This window comes from Sphingomonas morindae (genome assembly GCF_023822065.1).
Classification (GTDB): Bacteria; Pseudomonadota; Alphaproteobacteria; order Sphingomonadales; family Sphingomonadaceae; genus Solisphingomonas; species Solisphingomonas morindae.
The window spans coordinates 2,013,740-2,038,410 of the sequence record NZ_CP084930.1; the positions used below are offsets into that span (position 1 = coordinate 2,013,740).

At 71.1% G+C, this 24,671-nt stretch carries 24 protein-coding genes; 14 read left to right on the top strand and 10 right to left on the bottom strand.

Translation table 11 applies throughout. The features are described 5' to 3' along the window. Window positions 1–17 precede the first annotated feature (17 nt). Window positions 18–749 carry a class I SAM-dependent methyltransferase gene (locus tag LHA26_RS09920; protein WP_252165467.1) on the bottom strand — a complete coding sequence of 244 codons (732 nt, stop codon included), beginning with the start codon at window positions 747–749 and terminating at the stop codon, window positions 18–20. Window positions 750–809: 60 nt separating this feature from the next. On the opposite strand from LHA26_RS09920, the gene mutM reads away from it, so the two are divergent. The 6 genes from mutM (at window position 810) to LHA26_RS09950 (ending at window position 6,963) form a co-directional block, all read left to right on the top strand. Then, entirely contained in the window at window positions 810–1,622 is an 813-nt protein-coding gene (gene mutM / locus LHA26_RS09925; protein ID WP_252165468.1) for a bifunctional DNA-formamidopyrimidine glycosylase/DNA-(apurinic or apyrimidinic site) lyase, read from the top strand. A 99-nt stretch (window positions 1,623–1,721) separates the two neighbouring features. After that, entirely contained in the window at window positions 1,722–1,985 is a 264-nt protein-coding gene (rpsT, locus tag LHA26_RS09930; protein WP_252165469.1) for a 30S ribosomal protein S20, read from the top strand. Window positions 1,986–2,432: 447 nt separating this feature from the next. After that, complete coding sequence (gene dnaA / locus LHA26_RS09935; RefSeq protein ID WP_437441253.1) at window positions 2,433–3,827, top strand: chromosomal replication initiator protein DnaA; 1,395 nt, start codon at window positions 2,433–2,435, stop codon at window positions 3,825–3,827. Window positions 3,828–3,885: 58 nt separating this feature from the next. After that, window positions 3,886–4,803 carry a 4-hydroxybenzoate octaprenyltransferase gene (gene ubiA, locus LHA26_RS09940; RefSeq protein ID WP_252165470.1) on the top strand — a complete coding sequence of 306 codons (918 nt, stop codon included), beginning with the start codon at window positions 3,886–3,888 and terminating at the stop codon, window positions 4,801–4,803. Between the two features lie 32 nt (window positions 4,804–4,835). Next, window positions 4,836–6,182: a TldD/PmbA family protein gene (locus tag LHA26_RS09945; RefSeq protein WP_252168343.1), complete on the top strand. Its 1,347-nt coding sequence runs from the start codon at window positions 4,836–4,838 to the stop codon at window positions 6,180–6,182. Window positions 6,183–6,186: 4 nt separating this feature from the next. Continuing rightward, window positions 6,187–6,963: a 3'(2'),5'-bisphosphate nucleotidase CysQ gene (locus LHA26_RS09950; protein WP_252165471.1), complete on the top strand. Its 777-nt coding sequence runs from the start codon at window positions 6,187–6,189 to the stop codon at window positions 6,961–6,963. 21 nt (window positions 6,964–6,984) lie between these two features. Here the strand turns inward: LHA26_RS09950 and LHA26_RS09955 are convergent, their stop codons facing one another. From LHA26_RS09955 to hpnI, 5 genes are read right to left on the bottom strand one after another with little or no spacing between them, the layout of a single operon-like run. After that, window positions 6,985–7,959, bottom strand: coding sequence for a lysylphosphatidylglycerol synthase domain-containing protein (locus LHA26_RS09955; protein ID WP_252165472.1), 975 nt, complete (start codon window positions 7,957–7,959; stop codon window positions 6,985–6,987). Continuing rightward, window positions 7,956–8,846 carry a ferritin-like domain-containing protein gene (locus LHA26_RS09960; protein WP_252165473.1) on the bottom strand — a complete coding sequence of 297 codons (891 nt, stop codon included), beginning with the start codon at window positions 8,844–8,846 and terminating at the stop codon, window positions 7,956–7,958. Before LHA26_RS09960 ends, LHA26_RS09955 begins: the two co-directional genes overlap by 4 nt. After that, entirely contained in the window at window positions 8,843–9,718 is an 876-nt protein-coding gene (hpnK, locus tag LHA26_RS09965; RefSeq protein ID WP_437441201.1) for a hopanoid biosynthesis-associated protein HpnK, read from the bottom strand. Before hpnK ends, LHA26_RS09960 begins: the two co-directional genes overlap by 4 nt. Beyond that, window positions 9,715–11,160: a hopanoid biosynthesis associated radical SAM protein HpnJ gene (hpnJ, locus tag LHA26_RS09970; protein WP_252165474.1), complete on the bottom strand. Its 1,446-nt coding sequence runs from the start codon at window positions 11,158–11,160 to the stop codon at window positions 9,715–9,717. Before hpnJ ends, hpnK begins: the two co-directional genes overlap by 4 nt. After that, window positions 11,161–12,267 (bottom strand): bacteriohopanetetrol glucosamine biosynthesis glycosyltransferase HpnI, encoded by a 1,107-nt coding sequence (gene hpnI, locus LHA26_RS09975; protein ID WP_252165475.1) that lies wholly within the window; start codon window positions 12,265–12,267, stop codon window positions 11,161–11,163. 98 nt (window positions 12,268–12,365) lie between these two features. On the opposite strand from hpnI, the gene hpnA reads away from it, so the two are divergent. Genes hpnA through LHA26_RS10010 form a run of 7 tightly spaced genes read left to right on the top strand, consistent with a single transcriptional unit; the run spans window position 12,366 to window position 20,106 of the window. Next, window positions 12,366–13,358, top strand: a complete 993-nt coding sequence (hpnA, locus tag LHA26_RS09980) for a hopanoid-associated sugar epimerase (RefSeq protein ID WP_252165476.1) — start codon at window positions 12,366–12,368, stop codon at window positions 13,356–13,358. Further along, window positions 13,355–14,488, top strand: a complete 1,134-nt coding sequence (locus LHA26_RS09985) for a glycosyltransferase (RefSeq protein ID WP_252165477.1) — start codon at window positions 13,355–13,357, stop codon at window positions 14,486–14,488. Before hpnA ends, LHA26_RS09985 begins: the two co-directional genes overlap by 4 nt. After that, on the top strand, window positions 14,485–15,321 hold the full coding sequence (gene hpnC / locus LHA26_RS09990) for a squalene synthase HpnC (protein ID WP_252165478.1): 837 nt from the start codon (window positions 14,485–14,487) through the stop codon (window positions 15,319–15,321). Before LHA26_RS09985 ends, hpnC begins: the two co-directional genes overlap by 4 nt. After that, window positions 15,318–16,133: a presqualene diphosphate synthase HpnD gene (gene hpnD / locus LHA26_RS09995; protein ID WP_252165479.1), complete on the top strand. Its 816-nt coding sequence runs from the start codon at window positions 15,318–15,320 to the stop codon at window positions 16,131–16,133. Before hpnC ends, hpnD begins: the two co-directional genes overlap by 4 nt. Next, a complete protein-coding gene (gene hpnE / locus LHA26_RS10000) occupies window positions 16,130–17,401 on the top strand; it encodes a hydroxysqualene dehydroxylase HpnE (RefSeq protein WP_252165480.1) in 1,272 nt (423 codons plus the stop codon). The genes hpnD and hpnE overlap by 4 nt, the downstream gene beginning before the upstream one ends. A 7-nt stretch (window positions 17,402–17,408) precedes the next feature. Then, entirely contained in the window at window positions 17,409–19,361 is a 1,953-nt protein-coding gene (shc, locus tag LHA26_RS10005) for a squalene--hopene cyclase (RefSeq protein ID WP_252168345.1), read from the top strand. Between the two features lie 10 nt (window positions 19,362–19,371). Next, the gene (locus LHA26_RS10010) at window positions 19,372–20,106 is read left to right on the top strand and encodes a phosphorylase family protein (RefSeq protein WP_252165481.1); all 735 of its coding nucleotides are present in this window, start codon (window positions 19,372–19,374) and stop codon (window positions 20,104–20,106) included. A 42-nt stretch (window positions 20,107–20,148) separates the two neighbouring features. Here the strand turns inward: LHA26_RS10010 and hpnH are convergent, their stop codons facing one another. Together hpnH and ispH are read right to left on the bottom strand one after the other, a co-directional pair. Further along, a complete protein-coding gene (gene hpnH / locus LHA26_RS10015) occupies window positions 20,149–21,294 on the bottom strand; it encodes an adenosyl-hopene transferase HpnH (protein ID WP_252165482.1) in 1,146 nt (381 codons plus the stop codon). Window positions 21,295–21,310: 16 nt separating this feature from the next. Further along, window positions 21,311–22,261 (bottom strand): 4-hydroxy-3-methylbut-2-enyl diphosphate reductase, encoded by a 951-nt coding sequence (gene ispH / locus LHA26_RS10020; RefSeq protein ID WP_252165483.1) that lies wholly within the window; start codon window positions 22,259–22,261, stop codon window positions 21,311–21,313. Window positions 22,262–22,459: 198 nt separating this feature from the next. On the opposite strand from ispH, the gene LHA26_RS10025 reads away from it, so the two are divergent. Continuing rightward, window positions 22,460–23,020, top strand: a complete 561-nt coding sequence (locus LHA26_RS10025) for an ABC transporter substrate-binding protein (protein WP_252165484.1) — start codon at window positions 22,460–22,462, stop codon at window positions 23,018–23,020. 13 nt (window positions 23,021–23,033) lie between these two features. Here the strand turns inward: LHA26_RS10025 and LHA26_RS10030 are convergent, their stop codons facing one another. Further along, complete coding sequence (locus LHA26_RS10030) at window positions 23,034–23,480, bottom strand: DUF2141 domain-containing protein (RefSeq protein ID WP_252165485.1); 447 nt, start codon at window positions 23,478–23,480, stop codon at window positions 23,034–23,036. Continuing rightward, on the bottom strand, window positions 23,477–24,664 hold the full coding sequence (locus LHA26_RS10035; RefSeq protein WP_252165486.1) for an MFS transporter: 1,188 nt from the start codon (window positions 24,662–24,664) through the stop codon (window positions 23,477–23,479). Before LHA26_RS10035 ends, LHA26_RS10030 begins: the two co-directional genes overlap by 4 nt. Between the last annotated feature and the right edge of the window lie 7 nt (window positions 24,665–24,671).

Below are 24,671 nucleotides of genomic sequence, written 5' to 3' on the forward strand. Positions count from 1 at the left end.
AGCGGCGCTGCGCAAGTTCAGATCTTCCAGCCGCTGTGGATCGCCACCAGCCCGCCCAGGATCGGCTCGACCGAGGCGCGGACGAAGCCGGCCTCCTCGATCATCGCCTTGAAGCGCGGCATGTCCGGAAAGCGGCGGATCGACTCGATCAGATAGCGGTAGCTTTCCTCGTCCTGCGCGATCGCCTTGCCGAGGCGCGGCACCAGATGGTGCGAGTAGCTGTCATAGACCTGCTTGAAGCCCGGCCAGGTGGTGGTGGAGAATTCGAGGCAGAAGAAGCGGCCGCCGCGCCGGAGCACGCGATGCGCCTCGCCGAGCGCGGCCGGGATATCGGTGACGTTGCGGATGCCGAAGGCGATCGTATAGGCGTCGAAGCGGCGATCCCCGAACGACAGGCGCTCGGCATTCTCCTCGGCCCAGAGCAGCCCTTCCAGCCCCTTGCGCCGGGCCCGCTCCATGCCCACGCCGAGCATGGCGGGGTTGATATCCGCCACCGTCACGTCCGCGCCGGCGCGCGCGAGGCGGAAGGCGATGTCGCCGGTGCCGCCGGCCATGTCGAGGATGGCCTCGCCCGCGCGCGGCTTGACCCGACGCACGAACTGATCCTTCCACAGCCGGTGCAGCCCGCCCGACATGGCGTCGTTCATGATGTCGTAGCGCTTGGCGACGCGCTCGAACACGTCGCCCACCATGCGGGTTTTGTCCTCGCGGGCGACCTCGGCATAGCCGAAGGAGACGGTATCGGTCATGGCGCTAGCGCTTAGCCAGCCCTTGCCGCCACGGCAATCGGAACCTAGCTCAGCGCCACCATGCCCGAACTTCCCGAGGTGGAAACCACCGTCCAGGGCCTTGCCGCCGTGCTGCAGGGCCGCCGCCTCACCCTGGTGACGCCGCGCCGCGCCGATCTGCGCCGGCCGATGCCGGCGGGGCTGGGCCAGCGGCTGACGGGCATGCGGGTGACGGGGCTGGGCCGCCGCGCCAAATATGGGCTCATCCATGGCGATCGCGGCGAGACCCTGATCTTCCACCTCGGCATGTCGGGGCGCTGGCGGATCGATCCCGAGGCGCTCGGGCCGCACGATCATCTGGTGATCGAGACCGAGACGGGGCGGCGGCTGGCGCTCAACGATCCGCGCCGCTTCGGCTCGCTCGATCTGGTGGAGACGGCGGCGCTTCACGCCTGGCCGGCCTTCGCCGCGCTCGGCCCTGAGCCGCTGGGCGAGGGCTTTACCGCCGCCACGCTGCGCGCCGCGCTGGCCGGGCGGCTCGCGCCGATCAAGGCGCTGCTGCTGGACCAGCGGATCGTGGCCGGGCTCGGCAACATCTATGTCTGCGAGGCGCTCAACATCGCCGGGATCGCGCCGACCCGCGCGGGCGGCCGAATCGGGGCGGCGCGGCTGGAGCGGCTGGTGGCGGCGGTGCGCGAAACGCTCGTCGCGGCGATCGCGGCGGGTGGCTCGACGCTGCGCGACTATGCCCGGCCGGATGGCGAACTCGGCTATTTCTCCAAGCAATTCCGCGTCTATGGGCGGGAGGGCGAAGCCTGTCCGTGCGGCGGCCTGGTGGTGCGGCGCGTGGATGGCGGCCGCTCCACCTTCCATTGCCGCAGCTGCCAGCGCTGATCCTTGACGCGACTCGCTTAATCCCATAGGGGAGCCGCCTTTCCGGTTCGGGTGTGCCCGCGCCGCACACCCCTTTGACGTAGAGATCCGAGGAACCACATGGCGAACACGCCGCAGGCCAAAAAGCGCATCCGGCGCAACGAGCGTCGCAACGAGATCAACGGGGCGCGCGTCAGCCGCATCCGCACCTTCGTGAAGAAGGTGGAGGCCGCCATCCTGGCCGGCGACAAGGCCGCCGCCGTCGAGGCGCTCAAGGTGGCCCAGCCCGAGATGCAGCGCGGCATCACCAAGGGTGTGCTTCACCGCAACACCGTGGCGCGCAAAGTGTCGCGGCTGACCAAGCGGGTCGCCGCGCTCGGCTGAGCGCAGCCAGACTTCCATTCGTCACAAAGCCCGTCGGTCCCCACGGACCGGCGGGCTTTTGCATGTGTGACGTCCATGTGACGCGGGCCTTCGGGCGACTACGGAGTCGTTCCCGATTCGGCTCGGACTAGTGTTCGACGAACGTATAAAACCTAGTAAAAACAGGCACTTATCCCTGTATTCCGGGCAAAGTACCGGCTTTCCGATGTCAAGCCGCATTATTTCGGCGCGATGACATTCCTCGGCTTGATCCGCTTCCGTCCGCCTCCCTAAGACAGAGCTCCCCAGTCGCGACGAATCGTTACCTGCGGCTGGGGACTGTAATCATGTGGATGATCCTGGGCCGGCGAGGGGCTTGTCGCCGGCTGTCGGTGATCCGTGTCTGTCGTGCCACACGCGGTGTCGTGGCGCCTGGGGGAGATGTTTGTGCCTGGATCGGATGACGCCATGCTGGGGATGATCGAGGGCCCGACCGGCGCGGCCGGCCAGGCCTGGGACTCGATCCGCGCCGGCCTGCGTCGCGATCTCGGCGCGCGCACCTTCGACACCTGGCTCAAGGCCGCGGCGCTGACCGGCTTCGACGCGGAGGAGGGCGGCGTCACGCTCGCCCTGCCGACGCCCTTCATGGCGAGCTGGGTGGAGACCCATTATCGCGAGCGGCTGCTCCATGCCTGGCGGGCGCACCTGCCGCTGGTGCGCCATGTCCGGATCGAGGCCGGGCTCGCCGACGGGACGCGCCCGGCGCTCTTCATCCCCGCCGCCGAGCCCGCACCCGAGCCGGCCGAGCCCGAGCCGGCCGAGCCCGGCACCGCCTTTCCCGAGCCCGTGCTCGAGGCGCGCTACACCTTTGAGGCCTTTGTCGTCGGCAAGGCCAATGAGGTGGCGTACAACGCCGCCCGCACCCTGGCCGAAGGCGGCCAGCTCGGCTTCAACCCGCTCTTCCTCCATGGCGCGACCGGGCTCGGCAAGACCCATCTGATGCACGCCATCGGCCATGAGTTCCGCCGCCGCTCGGCCAAGGCGCGGATCGTCTACATGTCCGCCGAGAAGTTCATGTTCGAGTTCGTGGCGGCGATGCGCGCCAAGGATACGTACAGCTTCAAGCAGCGGCTGCGCTCGGCCGATCTGCTGATGATCGACGATGTCCAGTTCATCGCCGGCAAGGATTCCACCCAGGAGGAATTCTTCCACACGATGAACGAGATCATCGCCAGCGGCAAAAGGCTGGTGATCACCGCCGATCGTTCCCCCCAGGATCTGGAAGGGATTGAGAGCCGGATCCTGTCGCGCCTCTCCTGGGGGCTGGTGGCGGACGTGAACATGGCCGATTTCGAGCTGCGGCTGAACATCATCGCCAAGAAGCTGGAAGGCCTGCCGCACGTCCATGTGCCGGACGAGGTGGTGCTGTTCCTCGCCAAGCGGATCGCCTCCAACGTGCGCGAGCTGGAGGGCGCGCTGAACCGCGTGGTGGCCTATGCCGCCCTGTCCAACCGGCCGATCGACATCGCCTTTGTCGAGGAGACGCTGACCGACGTGCTGCGCGCGCACCAGCGCCGCATCACCATCGACGAGATCCAGCGCAAGGTTTCGGACCATTATCGCATCCGTCAGGCGGAGATGATGTCGGCGCGGCGCGCGCGCGAGGTGGCGCGGCCGCGCCAGATCGCCATGTATCTCGCCAAGCAGCTGACGCCGCGCTCGCTGCCGGAGATCGGCCGGCGCTTCGGCGGCCGCGATCACACCACGGTGATCCACGCCGTCCGCCAGATCGAGAAGCTGCGCAAGGCCGATGCCGAACTCGACGCCGATGTGCGGCTGCTGCTGCGCCAGCTCGAGGCGTGAGCGCCGGCGCCGGCGCGCGCCGATTGGCGCGGCCGGCACAAGGCGCTAGGCGGGCCTGATGATCACCGCCGATCCCGCCGTTCCCGATAGCGAGGCCGCCGGCCTGCTCGGCCGCCTGCCCGCCGGCGCGCGGCCCTATGCGCTGCTCGCCCGCTTCGATCGTCCGATCGGCGCCTGGCTGCTCTTCTGGCCGGGCGCCTGGGCGGTGCTGCTCGCGGCGCCGGCCTGGCCGCGCGCGGTGGCGCTGCTCGCCTTGCTCGGCCTGGGCGCGGTGGCGATGCGCGGCGCGGGCTGCGTCTATAACGATATCGTCGATCGCGATCTCGATCGCCGCGTGGAACGCACGCGCCAGCGCCCGCTCGCCAGCGGCGCGCTGGGGCTGCGCCAGGCCTGGCTGTTCCTGCTCGGGCTGTGCCTGGTGGGGCTGGGGGTGCTGCTGTGCCTGCCGCTGCCGGCGCAGCTGATCGCGCTCGCGAGCCTGGCGCCGGTGGCCTGCTATCCCTTCATGAAGCGCATCACCTGGTGGCCGCAGGCGTGGCTCGGCCTGGTCTTTTCCTGGGCGGCGCTGGTCGGCTGGCCGGCGGCGACGGGCCGGCTCGCCGCGCCCGCCCTGTGGCTCTATGCGGGCGGCATCGCCTGGGTGATCGGCTATGACACCATCTATGCGCTGCAGGACATCGAGGACGACGCGCTGGCCGGGGTGAAATCCTCGGCGCGCGCGATGGGCGCGCATGTGCGCGGCGGCGTGGCGCTCTGCTACGGCGCGGCGCTGCTCTGCTGGGGGCTGGCGCTGTGGAGCCGCCGCCCCGGCGCGCTGGCGCCGGTGGCGCTGCTGCCGGCGGCGGCGCATCTCGGCTGGCAGCTGCGCACCCTGGTGCCCGATTCGGCGGAAAACGCGCTGCGCCGCTTCCGCGCCAACCGCGAAACCGGCCTGCTCGTGGCGTTCGCGGCGGGGCTGATCGGCGTCGCCGGCTAGACGCGGGCCGGCCGGCTTCCTAGATGCCCGGCATGCTCACCATCGCCGACGCCCAAGCCCGCACGCAGGATCTCGTCGCCGCCGCCCGCCGCGCCGGCGCGGATGCGGCCGACGCGCTCTATCTCTGCACCGAATCGACCGCCGTCTCGGTGCGGCTCGGCGCGCTGGAGGAAGTGGAACGCTCCGAGGGCGAGACGATCGGCCTGCGGCTCTTCGTCGGCCAGCGCTCGGCCAGCGTCTCCTCGTCCGATCTCGGCGGCGCGGCGCTCGCCGGGCTGGTCGAGCGCGGGCTGGCGATGGCGCGCGAGGCGCCCGAGGATCGCTTCGCCGGACTCGCTCCGGAGGATCGGCTGCTGCGCGCCACCCCGCCCGCGCTCGACGGCGACGATCAGCAAGCGCCCGCGCCCGAGCGGCTGCGCGGTCGCGCGCTGGAGGCCGAGGCGGCGGCGCGGGCGGTGGCGGGGGTCACCAAATCGGAAGGCGCCTCGGCCAGCGCCGGCCGCACCACGCTGGCGCTGGCCACCAGCACCGGCTTCAACGGCGGCTACAGCACCAGCGGCTATGGCACGCATGCCAGCGTGATCGCGGGCGAGGGCGCGCGGATGCAGCGCGACATGGCCTATCGCGCCGCGCGCCACTTCGCCGATCTGGAAGCGGCCGAGGCGATCGGCGCGCGCGCCGGCGCGCGCGCGGTGGCGCGGCTCGATCCGGTCAAGATCGCCTCGGGCACGATGCCGGTGGTCTTCGATCGCCGGGTCGGGCCGGGGCTGCTCGCCAGCCTGATCGGCGCGATCACGGGCGGCGCGGTGGCGCGGCGCACCAGCTTCCTGCTCGATCGGCTGGGCGAGCAGGTGTTCGCCCCCGGCATCGTCATCCGCGACGATCCGCTGCGTCCGCGCGGCCTTGGCTCGCGCCCCTTTGACGGGGAAGGGCTGGCGACCGCGCCGCGCGACATCGTCGCGGATGGCAAATTGACCGGCTGGCTGCTCGATTCGGCCTCGGCGCGGCAATTGGGGCTGGAGCCGACCGGCCATGCCACGCGCGGCATCGGCGGACCGCCGGGGGCGGGCACGTCCAATCTCCATATGGCGGCGGGCGCGCTGAGCCCCGAGGCGCTGATCGCCGACATCAAGCGCGGCCTGTGGGTGACCGAGCTGATCGGCCATGGCGTCAATCCCGTGACGGGGGATTATAGCCGCGGCGCGGTGGGCTTTCTGATCGAGGATGGGGCGCTGGCCGGGCCCGTGGCGGAGGTGACGATCGCGGGGAATCTGCGCGACATGTTCCGCGCGCTCACCCCCGCCAACGATCTCGAGTTCGAACGCGCCACCGAGGCGCCGACGATCCGCATCGAGGGGATGACCGTCGCCGGCGCCTGACGCCTTGCTGGATGCGGTCGCCGCCGCCGCCGCCGAGGCCGGCGCCTATGCGCTCGCCCGCGCCGAGGGCGGCTTCCGGCGCTGGGAAAAGGCGGGCGGCGAGCCGGTGTGCGAGATCGATCTCGCCGTCGACCGGATGCTGCGCGCGCGGCTCGGCGCGATCGACGCCGGCGCTGGCTGGCTTTCCGAGGAAAGCGTCGACGATCCCGCCCGGCTCGCGGCGCCGCGCCTCTGGGTCGTCGATCCGATCGACGGCACGCGCGATTATATCCGCGGCCGGCCGGGCTGGGCGATCTCGGTGGCGCTGGTGGAGGCGGGGCGGCCGGTGATCGCGGTGCTCGATGCGCCCGCGCGCGGCGAGATCTGGCGCGCGCGGGCGGGCGCGCCGGCGACGCGCAACGGCGCGCGCCTCGCCGCCTCGACCCGCACCGCGCTGGCCGGCGCCCGCGTTCCGGCGGACCGGCTGCCGCGGCGCGAGCGCGATTTCGTGGCGGTCGCCAAGCCCAATTCGATCGCGCTCCGCATCGCCATGGTGGCGGCGGGCGAGGCCGATCTCGTCGCGACGCTGCGCTGGGGGCATGAATGGGACATCGCCGCCGCCGTGCTGATCGCCGAACAGGCGGGCGCGCGGGTGAGCGATGCGCTGGGGGCCCCGCTCGCCTTCAACACGCCGTCCGCCTCCGCCTTCGGGGTGCTGGCCTGCGCGCCCGCGCTGCACGCGCCGGCGGTGGCGCGGCTGGCGGGCTATAGCGAGGTGGCGGACCGGGTGCAGCGGCGCTGAGGCGCGGACAAGGCGCCGCAGTCAGGCGCGGGCGACGCCGCGCCGCACATCCTGCGCCCACCAGAGCAGCAGCGTGGGCAGGCCGATCGCCACGTCGCGCGCGCGCTTGATCACCGACAGCGCCAGCGCCGCCTCGGCATTGATGCCGAAGCTGTGGGCGAGCAGCAGATAGGCCGCCTCCTGCACGCCGAGCGCGCCGGGGATGAGGAAGGCGGCGGAGCGCACCGCGAAGATGAGGCTTTCCAGCGCCACCACGCGCCCCACCGGATAGCGCGCGCCGATCAGCCACAGGATCGCCCAGGCGAGCAGCGCGCTCGCCATCCAGGCGGCGAGATTGAGCAGGAAGGAGCTGAGGATCGGCGCCTTGGCGCGATAGAGGCGGTCAAGCTCGTCGCGGATCCGGCCGAGCGGCAGATCCGCCTCGGGCAGCAGGCGCGTGCCGATTCGATCGATCAGGCTCAGCAGCGGGCGCTGGAACAGCACCATGGCGAGCAAGGTCGCCACCGCGATGCCGGCCCCGCCCCAGGCCGCGCCCGACACCACGCCGCCCTGGGCGAGCAACGTGGCGAGCGCGCCAAGGCCGAACAGGGTGACGACGAGCTGGCTCGCCATCTCGGTGGTGAGATCGATGATCATCGCGGCATAGACCGGCACCACCGCCAGGCCGGCGCCGGTCAGCGTGCGGCCGCCCACCATCAGCCCGCCCAGCTGCGAGAAGGGCAGCAGATCATTGGCCGCCTCGCGCGCCGCCCGCGCCCAGGCGAACAGCCCCACGCGCCGCGCCGGCACCATCGGCATTGCCGCCGCCCAGGCGCCGCCCAGCAGGCCCAGAATGCCGACCGAGGCCATGCAGATCGCGAAAAAGCCCCAGCCGCCGAGCCGCGCGGCGGCATGGACCAGATCCGTCAAGCCGACGGTGCCGATCGCCCAGAGCGCGGCGGCGATGCCGGCGGCGAAGGCGATCGCCACCGGCCAGCGCAGGCTGGCCTTGGTCACGTCGCGGCGGACCTGCGGGCGAAGCGCAGCGCCAGCCGCATGCAGCCCGGCACGAAGCGGGGCCGGATCAGGCGCGCGTCATAGGGGGCGAGCCGGCGATCATTCTCGGCCAGGCAGATCCGCGCCAGTTCGGGAAAGCTCACCTCCACGCCCAGCTCCTTGGAGCCGTTGAGCGTGAAATTATTGTCCTGCGCCTTGGTGTTGTCGCCCATGCCCTTGGCCATGCTGATCCGCTCTCCGATGAGGAAAGCCCATACAATCAACACCTTGGCCTCAAAAATCGGGCGTTGCCACCATTTCATCGTCCGCCGCCGCCACGCCACCCAATTGACGAAAAACAGGATGTGGCGGCCTTCCTCGCGCATCACGGGCTCGAACGTATCGACCAGCGCCGCCGGGAAGAAGCCCGAATCCTTGGCGATCTTGAACAGGCCGAAGCCGAAAAAGCTGTCGATGCATTCGGAATAGCCGGTGCGCATGAAGGCGAATTCGGGATCGCGCGGACGCTTATAGTCGGGCTCGGGGCCAAGCACGATGCCATAGGCTTCCACCATGTCGGCCAGCACCACCTTGTGGCGGCTTTCCTCAAAGGCGTTCATGTCCACCGCGCGCTTGAGCAGCGGATCGGCGACGCCTTCGCCGAAGCTGCGGACATTCATCCCGGCGCGGCCCTCGGTCGCCACCGCAATGTCCCAGATCGGCAGCGAGGTGATTTTGGCCTGCGTCTCCGGATCGAGCCGGGGCCATTCGATCAGCGCGGGCTTATAGGGATCGTGCGTATCCAGCAGCGTGCGGCAGAACAGGATCTTGTGCGCCTCCGATCCGAGCGGCACGCGGGTGCCCGGCGCCGGCGCGGTGGGTTCCAGGCTGCGGTCCATGAGAGTCATGCGCCAACTCCTTCCGTCCAGTCCGAAAAGCGGATCAGCCGCACGCCGCGCGCCGCCACGGCGTCCCGCGTCGCCGGCGCGATCAGCGCCTCAAGCTCGGCGCGATAGGCATAGCCGGGGGCATGGCCCGGCCAATCGTCGCGCTCGGCGGGATGCACATAGAGTTCGCTCACGCCGGACGGAAGATGCGCGACCAGACCGGCGACGCGCGCCGGCGTCATCGCTCCGGACCAGGCGAGGCCGAACACGGCGTCGGGCACGCGCACCCCGGCGCGGCGCAGCCGCCGGGCGAGCAGCCGGGCATAGGGGGCGGCGATGCGCCCGGCCAGCGTGGCGCGCGCCGGCTCCACCGCCGCGACCGGCGCCAGCGGCTCGATCGGCGCGCGCGCGGCGCGGAGGCCGAATTGCCGGCCGATCCGCAGCACCAGCCCCGCGATCGTGGGGTGGAGGTGGAAATGCTTGTGCGCGTTGACATGGTCCAGCGTCAGCCCGGTCCTGGCGAAGGCCTCGAACTGGGCGCGGATCTCGGCCGCAAGCTGGCGCCGCGCCGCCGGCTTGAAGAAAATGGTGGCGCCGGCCCGCGCCATGTTGGTGCGGAACCGGCCGTGCGCATCCACCAGATCGGGCACGGCCGATGGCGGCAGCACCGGGCGGCCTTCCACCAGCACGAGATGCAGGCCGACGCCCAGCCCCGGCAGGCGCCGCGCGCGCGCCACCGCATCGGCGGCGGCCTCGCCCGCCACCATCAGGCTGGCGCAGGTGAGGATGCCGTCGCGATGGCCGCGCTCGATCGCCGCGTTGACCGAAATCGAGGCGCCGAAATCGTCGGCGGTGACGATCAGGCGCGGCGCCCCGGCCGCGCCTGTGATCACGCCGCCTGCTTGCGCGCGCGCAGGAAGTTGAAGAATTCCACGCCCTCGCGCAGGCGGCGCTTCATCATGTCGAAATCGCGCACCATCTCGCCCACGATCGCGCCGATCTTGCGGGGCCGGAAGTAGAAGCGCTTGTACATTTCCTCGACCTTGTCGAAGATCACCTCGGCCGGCAGATGCGGGTAGGAGAGCTGGGCGATCTGCGTGCCGCCATCGGTGAGCAGATGGTCGGTGCCGTCGAACCAGCCATTCTCGGTCGCCTGCTTGTACAGGAAGGTGCCCGGATAGGGCGCCGCCAGCGACACCTGGATGGTGTGCGGGTTGATCTCCTTGGCGTATTCGATTGTCTCCTCGATCGTCTCCAGCGTCTCGCCGGGCAGGCCGAGGATGAAGGTGCCGTGGATGACGATGCCGAGCTCGTGGCAGTCCTTGGTGAACTGCCGCGCGACATCGACGCGCAGGCCCTTCTTGATGTTGTGCAGGATCTGCTGGTTGCCGCTCTCATAGCCGACCAGCAGCAGGCGGCAGCCGCCCTTCTTCATGATCTCCAGCGTCTTCCTCGGCACATTGGCCTTGGCGTTGCACGACCAGGAGACGGGGAAGCCGGGCGTGCCGAAGCCGAGCGCGCCGAGCGCCTCGGCGATCGCCTCGACCCGCGGGAGATTGTCGGTCAGCGTGTCGTCGTCGAAGAAGATCTCCTTGATCTGGGGCATCTCCTTCAGGACATATTGCACCTCCTCGATGACATGGCCGATCGAGCGGGTGCGGTAGTTATGGCCGCCCACGGTCTGCGGCCAGAGGCAGAAGGTGCAGCGGCTCTTGCAGCCGCGGCCGGTGTAGAAGCTGACATAGGGGTGGCGCAGATAGCCGCCGAAATATTTCTCGAGCGTCAGGTCGCGCTTGTAGACGGGCGAGACGAAGGGCAGCGAATCCATGTTCTCGATCACCGCGCGGTCGCGGTTGTGGATGATCGTGCCATCGGCGTCGCGATAGCTGATGCCCTCCACCTCGGACAGCTTCATGCCCTTGGCGACATCGAGGATGGTGAAATCGAACTCGTTGCGCGCCACGAAATCGATCGCGGTCGACGCCTGGAGCGACTTTTCCGCCTCAACGGCGACCTTGGCGCCGATCATGCCGATGAGCACGCGCGGGTTGCGCTGCTTGATCAGCTCGGCGGTGTGGACGTCCTGGCGGAAGGAGGGGGTGGAGGTGTGCAGGATCACGAGATCGCGCGCATCAACCTCATGCTTGATATCGTCCCACGAAAGATCGTGCGCGGGCGCATCGATCAGCTTGGAGCCTTCCACCAGCGCGGCGGGCTGGGCGAGCCAGGTCGGGTACCAGAAGGAGCGGACCTCGCGCTTCATCTGGTAGCGCGCGCCGGCGCCGCCATCATATCCGTCGAAGGAGGGCGCCTGCAGGAACAGGGTGCGCATCATCTAAGCCGTCTCCGTCTCGGCCGAAACCCGGCCGTCTTCACTCAATCGCAGCGTTTCGCCCCGCCAATCGACCCGCCGGACGAACCAGGAGGCGACAAACAGCGCGAAGCCAAGCAGGTCCCGCAGGGGCAGCGTCCACAGGGGCGCGGTCCGGCGGCCGGCGAGCCGATCGATCCGTAGCGCCAGCACCAGCCTGGCGGCAAGCGCTGCGAGTGCGAGATAGGTCGGCGCGCCCGCCATAATCGCGATCAGCGCCAGCGGCAACGGCCAGGTGACGAGGCTGCCGGCATAGCCCCAGGGATCGAGCAGCCGCACCGTCGCCGCCCAGCGCAGCTCGTGCGCGATCAGCGCGGAGAGCGACGATTCGCTGCAGCCATGGGTGAGGATCATCGGCGGCACCGCCACCTCGAGCCCCAGCGCGCGCACCGCCGCGCCGATCGCATGATCGTCGGCGAGCAGATCCTTGACGCGCGCGAAGCCGCCGATCCGCGCCAGCGTCTCGGCCGAGAGCGCGATCGTCGATCCCATGCAGGGCTTGGCGAGGCCGGTGGCGAGGCCGATCATCACGTTCGGCAGAAATTGCCAGCTGATGCCGGCGGCGGCGAGGCGGCTCCAGCCGCCGGCGTCGCCGCGCCCGGCATAGAGGCAGGTGACGGCGCCGGTGCCGGGCGCGGCGAGCGCGGCGACGAGGCGGCGCAGATAGTCGCGCGGGGCCTCCATATCATCGTCGCTGAGCACGATCACCGCGCCCTGGGCCGCCTCGGCCATGTTGATGAGGTTGGAGACCTTGCCATTGGCGCCGTGGCGGCGGGGATCCACCACCAGCGTGGCGCCGACCGCGCGCGCCGCCGCGAGCGCCGGATCGTCCGCGCGCGCGACGCCGCAGATCATCTCCACCGGCCCGGCATAGTCCTGGTCGAGGAAGCTCGCCAGCTTGGCCTCGAGCCCCGGCTCGGGCCCGTGCAGCGGCTTGAGCAGCGTGATCGAGGGCGCCGCGCCCTCCGCCGGCGGCGGCGCCCGCCAGCGCCCGGCCAGCGCGGCGGCGGCGAGCGTGTAGAGAATCGCCACCCCCGCAAGCAGCGTCGCGGCCGCCGCCATCAGGCTCATCGCGCGGGTGCCGCGGCTTCTGGGTGCAGGTGCAAAATCGGCTCAGGCATCACATGTTCTTTTCAAACCATGTCCGCTTTGCCTAAAGGCGCGGGACGATGGAAGCCGAGACGATCCTGATCACCGGCGTATCCGGCTTTGTCGGCGCGCGCGTGGCGCGGCGTTTCGCCGCCGCCGGCTGGCGCGTGCGGGGCCTGGTGCGCGCCACGAGCCCGCGCCGCCTGCTCGCCGATTTTCCGGGCGAGCTGGTGGAAGGCGATATGCGCGACGAGGCGGCGGTGGCGCGCGCGCTCGCCGGCTGCGCGGGGCTCGCCCATGTCGCCGCCGATTACCGGCTCTGGGCGCGCGATCCGGAGGAGATCGTCCGCGCCAATCGCGAGGGTACGCGCGCGGTGATGCTGGCGGCGCTGGCCTGCCAGACGCGGCGCATCGTCTATACCAGCAGCGTGGCGACGCTCGCGCCCGATCCCGCCGGCCCCGCCGACGAGGAGCGCCCGCTCACCGAGGAGACCGCGATCGGCGCCTATAAGCGCAGCAAGGTGGCCGCCGAGCGGCTGGTGGAATCGCTGGTGGCGACGCGCGGCCTGCCGGCGGTGATCGTCAATCCCTCGACGCCGATCGGCCCCGGCGACGTCAAGCCGACGCCGACCGGACGCATCCTGCTGGACGCGGCGGCCGGACGCATGCCGGCCTATGTCGATACCGGGCTCAACCTCGTCCATGTCGACGATGTCGCCGATGGCCATTATCGCGCCTTTCAGAAGGGGCTGGTCGGCCGGCGCTATATCCTGGGGGGCGCCGACGTGCCGCTGCGGGCGCTGCTCGAGGAGGTGGCGCGGCAAAGCGGGCGGCGTCCGCCATCGGTGCGGCTGCCGCGCCGGCCGCTGATGCCGCTGGCGCTGGCGGCGGAGGGGATCGCGCGGATCACCGGCCGCGAGCCGCGCCTCACGCGCGATGCGCTGCGCATGGCGGGCTACCATATGTATTTCTCCTCGGCCCGCGCGCGCGCCGCCTTCGGCTACACGGCGCGGCCATGGCAGGAGGGCGTGCGCGATGCGCTCGCCTGGTTCCGGGCGGAGGCGATGCTGTGATCTGGGCCGCGCTCGCCTCGCTGCTGATCTGGGCCTATCTGCTGCTCGCCCGCGACGGCTTCTGGCTCGCCGACCAGACCGACCGCGCCGTGCCCCCGCCGCCGCGGGTCTGGCCGGCGGTGACGGCGGTGGTGCCCGCGCGCGACGAGGCGGACGTGATCGCCGCCTCGATCGGCGCGCTGCTGGCGCAGGACTATCCCGGGCCCTATCAGGTGGTGCTGGTGGACGATGGCAGCAGCGACGGCACCGCCGCCATCGCCGCCGCCCTGCCGGGCGCGGCGCGGCTGCGCATCGTGGCGGGTACGCCGCCGCCGCGCGGCTGGACGGGCAAGCTATGGGCGATGGCGAACGGCATCACCGCCGCCGGCGCCGCGCCGCGCTGGCTCTGGTTCACCGATGCCGATATCGCCCATGCGCCGGACATGCTCACCAGCCTGGTGGCGCGCGCCGAGGCGGACGGGCTCGCCATGCATTCGCTGATGGCGCGGCTGGAATGCCGGGCGCTCGCCGAGCGCGCGCTGATCCCCGCCTTCGTCTTCTTCTTCCAGATGCTCTACCCCTTCCGGCGGGTGAACCGGCCGGCGGCGCGGATGGCGGCGGCGGCGGGCGGCTGCATGCTGATCCGGCGCGATCTGCTCGCCCGCGCCGGCGGGGTCGGCGCGATCGCCCACGCCATCATCGACGATTGCGCGATGGGCGCGCTGATGAAGAAGGAGGGGCCGATACGGCTGGCGCTGACCGACCGCGCGGTGAGCATCCGCCCCTATGGCGGCTGGCGCGCGATCGGCGCGATGATCGCGCGCTCCGCCTATGCGCAGCTGCGCTACTCGCCGCTGCTGCTGCTGCTCACCCTGTGCGGCATGGCGCTGGTCTATTGCGTGCCGCCGCTCGCCGTGCTGGCGGGCGGCTGGACGAGCCTGGCGGGCCTTGCCGCCTGGGCGCTGATGGCGGTGAGCTTCGTGCCGATGGCGCGCTTCTATGGCCGCAGCCCCTTTTGGGGGGTGGCGCTGCCGGCGATCGGCCTCTTCTATGCGGGCGCCACCTTGATCTCGGCGCTGCGCCACTGGCAGGGGCGGGGCGGCATGTGGAAAGGCCGGGCGCAGGCCGGGCTCGAGCGGGTGGAACCATGAGCGAGGCGGCGGCGCTGGCATCGGGCAAGGGTGCCAAGGACGAGAATTTCCCGGTCGCCTCCTGGCTGGTGGCGCCGCGCCACCGGCCGGTGATCCTGGCCTTCTATGCCTTTGCCCGGCTGGCGGACGATATCGCGGATCACCCGACCGTGACCGCCGAGACCAAGCTCGCCCGGCTGGAGGCGATGCGCGCCTCGCTGACCGGCGAGGCGGAGAGCGAGCCGGTGGCGACGCGGCTGCGCGCGATGCTGGCCGAGGCCGGGCTCGGCGATCGGCATGCGCTCGATCTGCTCGAGGCGTTCCGCCGCGACGTGACGCGGCTGCGCTATGCCGATTGGGACGGGCTCTATGACTATTGCACCGTCTCGGCGATGCCGGTCGGCCGATTCGTGCTCGATGTCCATGGCGAGGACCGGCGCCTCTGGCCCGCCTCGGACGCGCTCTGCGCGGCGCTGCAGGTGATCAACCATCTCCAGGATTGCGGGAAGGATTATCGCGCGCTGGATCGGGTCTATGTGCCGCTCGATCTGCTCGCGGCGGCGGGGGCGGAGGTCGCCGATCTCGGCCGGCCCGAGGCGAGCCCGGGCCTGCGCCGGGTGATCGTGGAGCTGGCCGCGCGCTGCGACGCGCTGCTCGATCGCTCCGCCGGCTTCTCCGCCGGGATCCGCGATCGCCGGCTCGGCACCGAGGTGGCGGTGATCCAGCGGCTGGCGCGCAGCCTCACGGCGCGGCTGATGCGGCGCGATCCGCTGTCGGAGCGCGTGCATCACGGCAAGGCGGAGGCGGCTTTGCTCGCGCTCTCGGCCGCGCTGCCGCGGCTGGTGCGGCGATGAGCGCGCCCGCCGCCGCCGGCAGCTCCTTCTATGCCGGCATGCGCGTGCTGCCCCGGCGCGAGCGCCACGCCATGTACGCGATCTACGCCTTTTGCCGCGAGGTGGACGATATCGCCGACGACCAGCGCGGCGCGCGGCCCGAGCGGGCGCGCGCGCTGGAGGGCTGGCGGCGCGATCTCGACGATCTCTATGCCGGCGGCCCGGGCGGCCGCGCCGCCTTTCTCGCCGAGGCGGTGCGCGACTTCGCGCTGGAGCGCGCCGATTTCGAGGCGGTGATCGACGGCATGGCGATGGATGTCGCCGAGGATATGCGCTGGCCGCCGATGGCGACGCTCGATCTCTACTGCGATCGCGTGGCCTCGGCGGTGGGGCGGCTTTCGGTCAATGTCTTCGGCATGGAGCGAGCGACCGGGGTGAAGCTCTCGCACCATCTCGGCCGCGCGCTGCAATTGACCAACATCCTGCGCGACATCGACGAGGACGCCGCGATCGGTCGCCTCTACCTGCCGCGCGAGGCGCTCGAGGCGGCGGGGATCGGGCTCGGCGATATCGACCAGGTGATCGCCGATCCCCGGCTGGACGCCGCCTGCCGGACGCTGCTGGCCGAGGCCGAGCGCCATTACGCGGCCGCCGACGCGATTCTGCGCGACAGGCCGGCGGGGCATCTGATCGCGCCGCGGCTCATGTCGAGCGCCTATGGCGCGCTGCTCCGGCGGATGAAGGCGGTCGGGTGGCGGGCGCCGCGCCGGCGGGTGCGGCACAACCGGCTCGCGCTCGCCTGGACGCTGCTGGCGCTGAGGCTGGGGCGGTGAGCGCCGCCGAGGCGCCGCGCGCGCATATCGTCGGGGCCGGGCTCGCCGGGCTCAGCGCCGCCGTGGCGCTCGCCAAGGCCGGCCATGCCGTGCAGCTCTCCGATGCCGCCGCCCAGGCGGGCGGGCGCTGCCGCTCCTATCACGATCCCCAGCTCGGCGTGGAGATCGACAATGGCAATCATCTCGTCCTGTCGGGCAACCGCGCGGTCATGGCCTATCTCGCCACGATCGGCGCCGAGGACCGGCTCGACGGCCCGGACGATGCGCGGCTCGATTTCCAGGACGTGCGGAGCGGCGAAAGCTGGTCGATCACGCCCAGCGCGGGGCCGATCCCCTGGTGGCTGCTCGCGCGCAAGACGCGCGTGCCGGGCACGCGGCTGGGCGAGTATCTCGCGCTGGCGCGGCTGCTGCGCGCCGGGCCCGACGCCACCATCGGCGACACGATCCGGTGCAGCGGGCCTTTGTGGGACCGGTTGCTCGAGCCCTTTCTCGTCGCCGCGCTCAACACCCCCCCGCGTGAGGGATCGGCCGCGCTGGCGGGCGCGGTGGTGCGCGAAACGCTCGCCAAGGGCGGCCGCCACTGCCGTCCGCGCGTCGCCACGCCGACCCTCGCCGCCGCCTTTGTCGATCCCGCGCTCGCCTGGCTCGCGGGCCGGGGCGCCACGGTGCGGCTGGGCCGGCGCCTGAAGGCGCTCGAGACCGACGCGGGGCACGTGACGGCGCTGATCTTCGCCGATGGCCGCGAGCCGGTCGCCCCGGGCGAACCGGTGGTGCTGGCGGTGCCCGCCTGGATCGCCGCCGCGCTGGTGCCGGGCCTCGCCGTCCCCGATCGCCACCACGCCATCGTCAACGCCCATTTCCTGATGCCGCCGCCGCCGGGGGCACGGCGGATCGTGGGCGTGATCGGCGGGCTGGCCGAATGGATCTTCGCCTTTCCCGATCGCCTGTCGGTGACGATCAGCGCCGCCGACCGGCTGCTGGAGACGGACCGCGAAAGCCTGGCGCGCGCCATCTGGGCCGATGTCGCGGCGGTGCACGCGCTTCCGCCCGACCTGCCGACATGGCAGATCGTGCGGGAAAAGCGCGCCACCTTCTCGGCCACGCCGGCGCAGGAGAAGCGGCGTGGCGCGGCGGCCACGTCTTTCGCCAACCTGTTCCTCGCGGGCGATTGGACGAACACGGGGCTTCCCGCCACGATCGAGGGTGCTATCCGTTCGGGCGAAACGGCCGCCCGCCTCGCGGGCGCAGCGGAGAGCGGGATTGCTTAGGGACGAGATGGTGGACGAAGGCGGGGCGGGTGCGCCCGATGCGCTGGCGGGGGTGGACGAGGCGGTGACGCGCGCCACCGACGCGCTGCTCGCGGCGCGTCAGGCGGACGGCCACTGGGTGTTCGAGCTGGAGGCCGACGCCACCATTCCCTCGGAATATATCCTGCTGCGCCACTATCTGGGCGAGCCGGAGGATCATGCGCTCGAGGCCGCGATCGGACGCTATCTGCGGCGCATCCAGGCGAGCCATGGCGGCTGGAGCCTGTACCATGACGGCGGCTTCGATCTCTCGGCCACGGTCAAGGCCTATTTCGCGCTCAAGATGATCGGCGATCCCGTGGATGCGCCGCACATGGCGCGGGCGCGCGCGGAAATTCTGCGGCGCGGCGGCGCGGCGGCGACCAACGTCTTCACGCGCATCCAGCTCGCGCTCTACGGCGCGGGGCCGTGGTCGAGCGTGCCGGAAATGCCCGTGGAGCTGATCCTGCTGCCCCGGCGCTTCCCCATCCACCTGTCCAAAATGTCCTATTGGGCGCGCACGGTGATCGTGCCGCTGCTGGTGCTGCAGGCGCTCAAGCCCCGGGCGCGCAACCCGCGCGGCGTGGGCGTGGACGAACTCTACGCTCCCGGCCGCGCCAGGCCCGGCCGCGCCGCCAAGGGCAAGCTCGTCTGGGAGCTGGGCTTCGGCGCGCTCGATGTCGTGCTCAAGCGCGTGCACCGGCTGTGGCCGAAGAAGACGCGCGCGCGCGCCATCCAGGCCTGTGTCGATTTCGTGGTGGAGCGGCTCAACGGCGAGGATGGGCTCGGCGCCATCTATCCCGCCATGGCCAACAGCGTGATGATGTTCGACGCGCTCGGCTATGCGCCCGATCATCCGCACCGCGCCATCGCCCGCGCCTCGGTGGAAAAGCTGCTGGTGCGCCGCGAGGATGGCGAAATCTACTGCCAGCCCTGCGTGTCGCCGGTCTGGGATACGGCGCTGGCAGCCCATGCCATGCTCGAAGTGGGCGAGCCGGCGGCCGATGCGGCGGCGCTGGCCGCGCTCGATTGGCTGAAGCCGCGCCAGGTGCTGGACGTGAAGGGCGATTGGGCGGATGCCCGGCCCGATGTCCGGCCCGGCGGCTGGGCCTTCCAGTATAACAACGCCCATTATCCCGATCTCGACGACACCGCCGTGGTGGTGATGGCGATGGATCGCGCGCGCCCGCTGGCCGGCGCCGACTATGACGCGGCGATCGCGCGCGGAACCGAGTGGACGGTGGGTCTGCAATGCCGCGATGGCGGCTGGGGCGCCTTCGACGCGGACAATGCCTATCACTATCTGAACGACATTCCCTTCGCCGATCATGGCGCGCTGCTGGATCCGCCGACCGCCGATGTCTCGGCGCGCTGCGTGTCGATGCTGGCGCAGCTCGGCACGGGCCTCGACGATCCGCGCATGAAGGCCGCGCTCGATTGGCTGGCGCGCGCGCAGGAGCCCGAAGGCAGCTGGTATGGCCGCTGGGGGGTGAATTATATCTACGGCACCTGGTCGGTGCTGTGCGCGCTCAACGCCGCCGGGCTCGATCGCTCCAACCCCATGCTGCGCCGTGCCGCCAAATGGCTGATCGCCATCCAGAACGCCGATGGCGGCTGGGGCGAGAGCTGCGACAGCTACGCGCTGGACCGCAAGGGCCATGTCCAGGCCCCCTCGGTCGCCTCGCAGACCGGCTGGGCACTGCTGGGGCTGATGGCGGCGGGCGAGGTGGATCATCCGGCGGTGGCGCGCGGCATCGCCTGGCTGCAGCGCCACCAGCAGGCCGATGGCCTCTGGCCGCAGGACCATTATACCGGCGGCGGTTTTCCGCGCGTCTTCTATCTGCGCTACCATGGCTATCCGAAATATTTCCCGCTCTGGGCGCTCGCCCGCTACCGCAGCCTCAAGCGCGGCAACTCCAAGCGTGTCGGCTACGGCATGTGATCCGGCGCCGATGATTCTCATCGCCTGCGGGCTCAAGCGCGAGGCCGGGCTGTTCCGCGGCGAGGGCGTCGTCACCGTGGCGGGCGGCGGCGATCCGGCGCGGCTGGAGGCCGAGCTGGAGGCCCATGCCGGCTCGGCGCGGGCGATCGTCAGCCTCGGCCTGGCGGGCGGCCTCGCGCCGCTGCTCGCCGCCGGGGATTGGGTGGTGGGCACGGTCGCCCCCTCGGGTGCCGAGCGGCGCGAATGGAGCGTCGGCGCCGGCGCCGGACGGCAGGGGCCGGTGCGGATCGCGGGCGAGGCCTCGTCCAACGCCCAGCAGAGCGAGTTCAACCGCGCCTGGATCAACCGGCTGGCGCGCACGCTGCCGGGCGCGATGGTGGGCCGCATCCATGCCGATGGCGCGATGATCGCCTATGCCGCCGAGAAGCGCGAGCGCCACGCCGCGACGCGCGCGATCGCCTGCGACATGGAAAGCCATATCGCGGCGCGCGTGGCGGCGCGGCACGATCTTCCCTTCGCCGTGGCGCGGGTGGTGTGCGATCCCGCGCATCGTTCGCTGCCGCACGCGGCGCGGGTGGGGATGGGCCGCGATGGCGGGCTGGCGGCGGCCGCCATCGCGCTGTCGGTGCTGACCCGGCCCTGGCAGATCCCCAAGCTGATCGCGCTGGCCCGCGACGCCGCCAAGGCGCGCCGCGCGCTCAAGGCGGGCTTCCGCCTGCTCGCCCAGCAGAATTTCTGCCTCTGATCGGCCAAGGGGCGACCCCGCCGGGGCCGCCCCGCGTAGCGCCTATTCCGCCGCGACGACGTGGCGCTTGGCGTTGGGCTTTTCGGCGCGGATACGCGCCAGCTCGCGCTCGACATGGCTGGTATAGGTTTCCACCGCCGGGCGCGCGCCGGCGAGCGCGAAGTCCGGCGCGAACGCACCCTCGGTGCGCACCCCGCGCATCGCCAGCTTGGCGAGCTTGAGCGGATGCTTGATGGCATCGGCGGCGGCCGTGCCCTCGAAGCCGCAATGCACCATGCAATCGGCGCATTTCTCGTACTTGCCGACGCCATAGGCGTCCCAGTCGGTCTCTTCCATCAGCTCGGCGAAGGTCTTGGCATAGCCTTCGTTGAGCAGATAGCAGGGCCGCTGCCAGCCAAAGATGTTGCGCAGCGGCATCGACCAGGGCGTGCACTGATATTGCTGGTTGCCCGCGAGGAAATCGAGGAACAGCGGCGAATTGGTGAAGTGCCAGCGCTTGGCGCCCGCGCCCTTGGCGAACACGTCGCGGAAGAATTGCTTGGTCCGCTCGCGGTTGAGGAAATGCTCCTGATCGGGCGCGCGCTCATAGGCATAGCCGGGCGAGATGGTGATCTCGACGTCGCGGCGCTCCATTTCGTCGAAAAAGGCGGCCAGCCGATCCGAATCGGCGCCGTCGAACACGGTGCAATTGACCTGGACGCGGAAGCCCTTGGACTTGGCCAGCTCGATCGCCTCGATGGCGACCTCATAGACCCCGTCCTGGCTCACCGCCTTGTCGTGCATCGCCTTGTCGCCATCGAGATGGATCGACCAGGTGAAGAAGGGGTGGGGCCGGTAGTCGTCGATCTTCTTCTTCAGCAACAGGGCGTTGGTGCAGAGGATCACGAATTTCTTCTTGGCCAGATAGCCCTGCACGATCTCCGGCATCTCGCGATGCAGCAGCGGCTCGCCGCCGGCGATCGACACCGCCGGGGCGCCGCATTCGTCGATCGCGTCCATGCATTGCTGGACCGACAGGCGCTGGTTCAGGATCTCGCCCGGATAATCGATCTTGCCGCAGCCCTTGCACGCGAGATTGCAGCGGAACAGCGGCTCCAGCATCAGCACCAGCGGATATTTCTTGCCGGAGAGCTGGCGCTTGACGGTGTAGCCGCCGATGCGGGCGGTGACGGCGAGGGGCAGACCCATGAACTTCTCCTTGTGCTTACGCCGCGGCCGGACGCGGCGTGAGCCGGTCGAGCGCCGGCGGGAGCCGGAATTGCAGCGTCTCCTCGATCCCGTCGAGCGGGGAGACGGTGACGGGGGAAATGGCGGCGATCGCCTGAATGACGGATTGCACCAGCTCCTCGGGCGCCGAGGCGCCGGCGGTGAGGCCGACGGTGGTGACGCCGGCGAGCCAGGCCGGATCGAGTCCGGCCCCGTCCTCGATCAGATAGCTCGGCCGCCCCATCTCCTCGCCGATCTCGCGCAGCCGGCGCGAGTTGGACGAATTGGGGCTGCCGACCACGAGCAGCAGGTCCGCGCGCTCGCACAGCGCGCGGGCGGCCATCTGGCGGTTCTGCGTCGCATAGCAGATGTCGGACGTGTCGGGCCCGGTGAGATGGACGAAGCGCGCCTTGAGCGCGGCGATGATGGCGCGGGTATCGTCCACCGCCAGCGTCGTCTGGGTGACATAGGCGACCCGCGCATCGTCGGCGATCGGCAGGGCGGCGACCTCCTCGGGCGTGCCGACGAGATGCACCTCGCCGTCGATCTGGCCCAGCGTGCCCTCCACTTCGGGGTGGCCGGCATGGCCGATCAGCACCAGCACATGCCCGTTCTTCACATATTTGCGGCCCTGAACATGGACCTTGGTGACGAGCGGGCAGGTGGCGTCGATCACCGGCAGGTGCCGTTCGCGCGCGACGCGCTCGACCTCGCGCGAGACGCCGTGCGCCGAGAAGACGGTGACGGCGCCGGCCGGCACCTCGTCCAGCTCCTCGACGAACACCGCGCCCTTGGCCTTGAGCGTGTCCACGACATGGCGGTTATGAACGATTTCGTGTCGCACGAACACCGGCGCGCCCACCTTGTCGAGCGCGCGGTCAACGATATCGATAGCCCGGATCACGCCCGCGCAAAAACCGCGGGGCTGGGCGAGAAGCACCTGGATCATCGGGTCTCCCTGCATTGCAACACGCGCCTATAGAGCGATGACGGAGCTTACGGAAGTGACAGCCGTGTCATGCCCGGAGCCGTTTCAAGCCGCTATGTCGCGCCGGAGCCGCCGGTGCGCCAGCCTCGGTTAAGCCAATGCTGCTATTCTGGGGACGATGCGTTAACCGTGCAACAGTTCAGTCATCGAGGAAATCCCTTGGCTCGTTCGTTTCTTCCGTGCGGCGCTGCGCTGGCGCTGCTTGCCGTGCCGACGCTCGTCGCGGCCCAGTCCGGGCCGGTCGCCGCTGTCACCAGCTATAATGCGGGCATCAACGCGATCGAGACGGGCGGCGGCGGCCTCGCCCAGCGCGCCGACAAGTTCGAGGCGCTGGTCCGCCGCACCTATGATATGCCGGCGATCGCGGCGCTGGTGGTCGGCCCGGGCTGGGCGCAGGCCTCGGCGGCGGACAAGAGCCGCGCCATCGCCGCGCTCACGCGCCATTCGGCCGTGTCGCTCGCCAAGAATTTCAAGGGGCCGACGGCGACCGCCTTCACCGTCTCCCCGCAGCCGATCCAGCGCGGCGGCAGCGCGATCGTCCGCGTCACCGTCGACAAGACCGTGCTCTTCTACCGCATGCGCGGCGACAAGATCATCGATGTGATCGCCGATGGCGTGAGCCAGCTCGCGCTCCAGCGCGCCGATCTCGCCGGCACGGTCGCCTCGGGCGGCATCGCGGCGATGGTGAAGAAGCTCGGCCAGCTCGACACCGTCTCCTGAGCCGGAGCGGCGCTCAGGGCAGGCTGCGCACCCGGAAGGCGAGGCGCTGGGGCGTGGTGCCATGGTCGAAGGCCGCATCGGCGAAATGTGGCGGCCCGAAATGCACCGGCGCATCGTTGGAGAAGCCGACCCGCTCGGTGGGAATGCCCAGGAAGTTGCGGTCGGTGCGGCCATTGCCGTTCTTGTCGTGATAGGCCTGGGCGGCGTAGCGACCGGGCGGCACCGCCGGCACGGTGACATAGGTGGTGCCCGCCACCGCCGGGGCTTCGGCCATATAGGGGCAGTCGTCGGTCACGAACTTGGCTTCGGGGCAGATATCGACATGGACCCGGCCCTGCGCGCTCGGCACGTTGGAGACCGCTACGATAATCGGCGCGGCCGGACCCGGCGGCGCGAAGGCGGCGAGCGGGCCGGCGAGGCCGGCAAGAGCGAGCAGGCGCGCGGGGCGGGACAGGATCATCGACGAAACTCCGTGAGGAAGAGCAGCCCGGTCGCCACCGCCAGCGCGGTGCCGGCGGCCATGGCGCCCCACCAGCCGCCCGCCTGATAGGTGGTGGTGGCGATCGCCGATCCGGTGGCGCCGAGCAGGAACATCACCGTCATATAGGCGGCGTTGATCCGGCCGCGCGCCTCGCCCGGCAGGCTGTAGATCACGCGCTGGCCGAGCACCTGGTTGAGCTGGGTGGCGCCGTCCAGCGTCAGCGCGAACAGGATCACGCCGGCCAGGCTGTGCCACGCCGCCGCCGCGCCGGAGAGCAGGCAGGAGAGGATCAGGATCAGAATGGCCGCGCCCGTGCCGGCGCGGACATGGCCGCGATCGCCCAGGCGGCCGGCATAGGGCGCCACCAGCGCGCCCGCCGCGCCCGCCAGGCCGAACAGCGCGATGCCCTTCTGGCCCATGCCGAAGCGCGCCGCGAGCATCAGCGGCGCCGAGGTCCAGAACAGGTTGAAGATCGCGAAGATCAGCCCCTGATAGGCGGCCCGGCGGCGCAGCGCCGGCTCGCGGCGCACGATCGTGACGAGCGAGCGCAGCATCGCGCCATAGGGCGGACCGGGCGGCGGCGCGCGGCGCGGCAGGGTGCGCGCCATCCAGGCGGCGAGCAGCAGCATCGCCGCCGCCGACAGCCAGAAGATCGCGCGCCACCCCGCCAGGCTGGCGACGAAGCTCGCCGCCGGGCGCGCCAGCATTATGCCGGTGAGCAGGCCGGCCATGACATTGCCCACCGTCTGCCCGCGCCGCTCGGGCGCGGCGAGCGAGGCGGCATAGGGCACCACGATCTGCGCGCCGGACGAGAGCAGCCCCGCCGCCACGGTCGCGACGAGGAAGCTCCACGGCCCCTGGCTGGCGGCGACTCCGGCAAGCGCCAGCGCCGAGGCGGCGCAGCCGGTGACGATGAGGCGCCTGTTCTCCACCAGATCGGCCAGCGGCACCAGCAGCACCAGCCCGGCGGCATAGCCGAGCTGGGTGAGCGTGACGATCAGCCCCGCCATGCCGGCGCGCAGCCCGAGCGCCGGCGCGATGAGCGCGATCAGCGGCTGGGCGTAATAGATGTTCGCCACCATCGCCCCGCAGGCGAGCGCGCAGGCGAAGCTTGCCGCCGGGGCGAGCCCGGCGGGACGGCTTTCGGAACGGACCATGGTCATCGCCGCG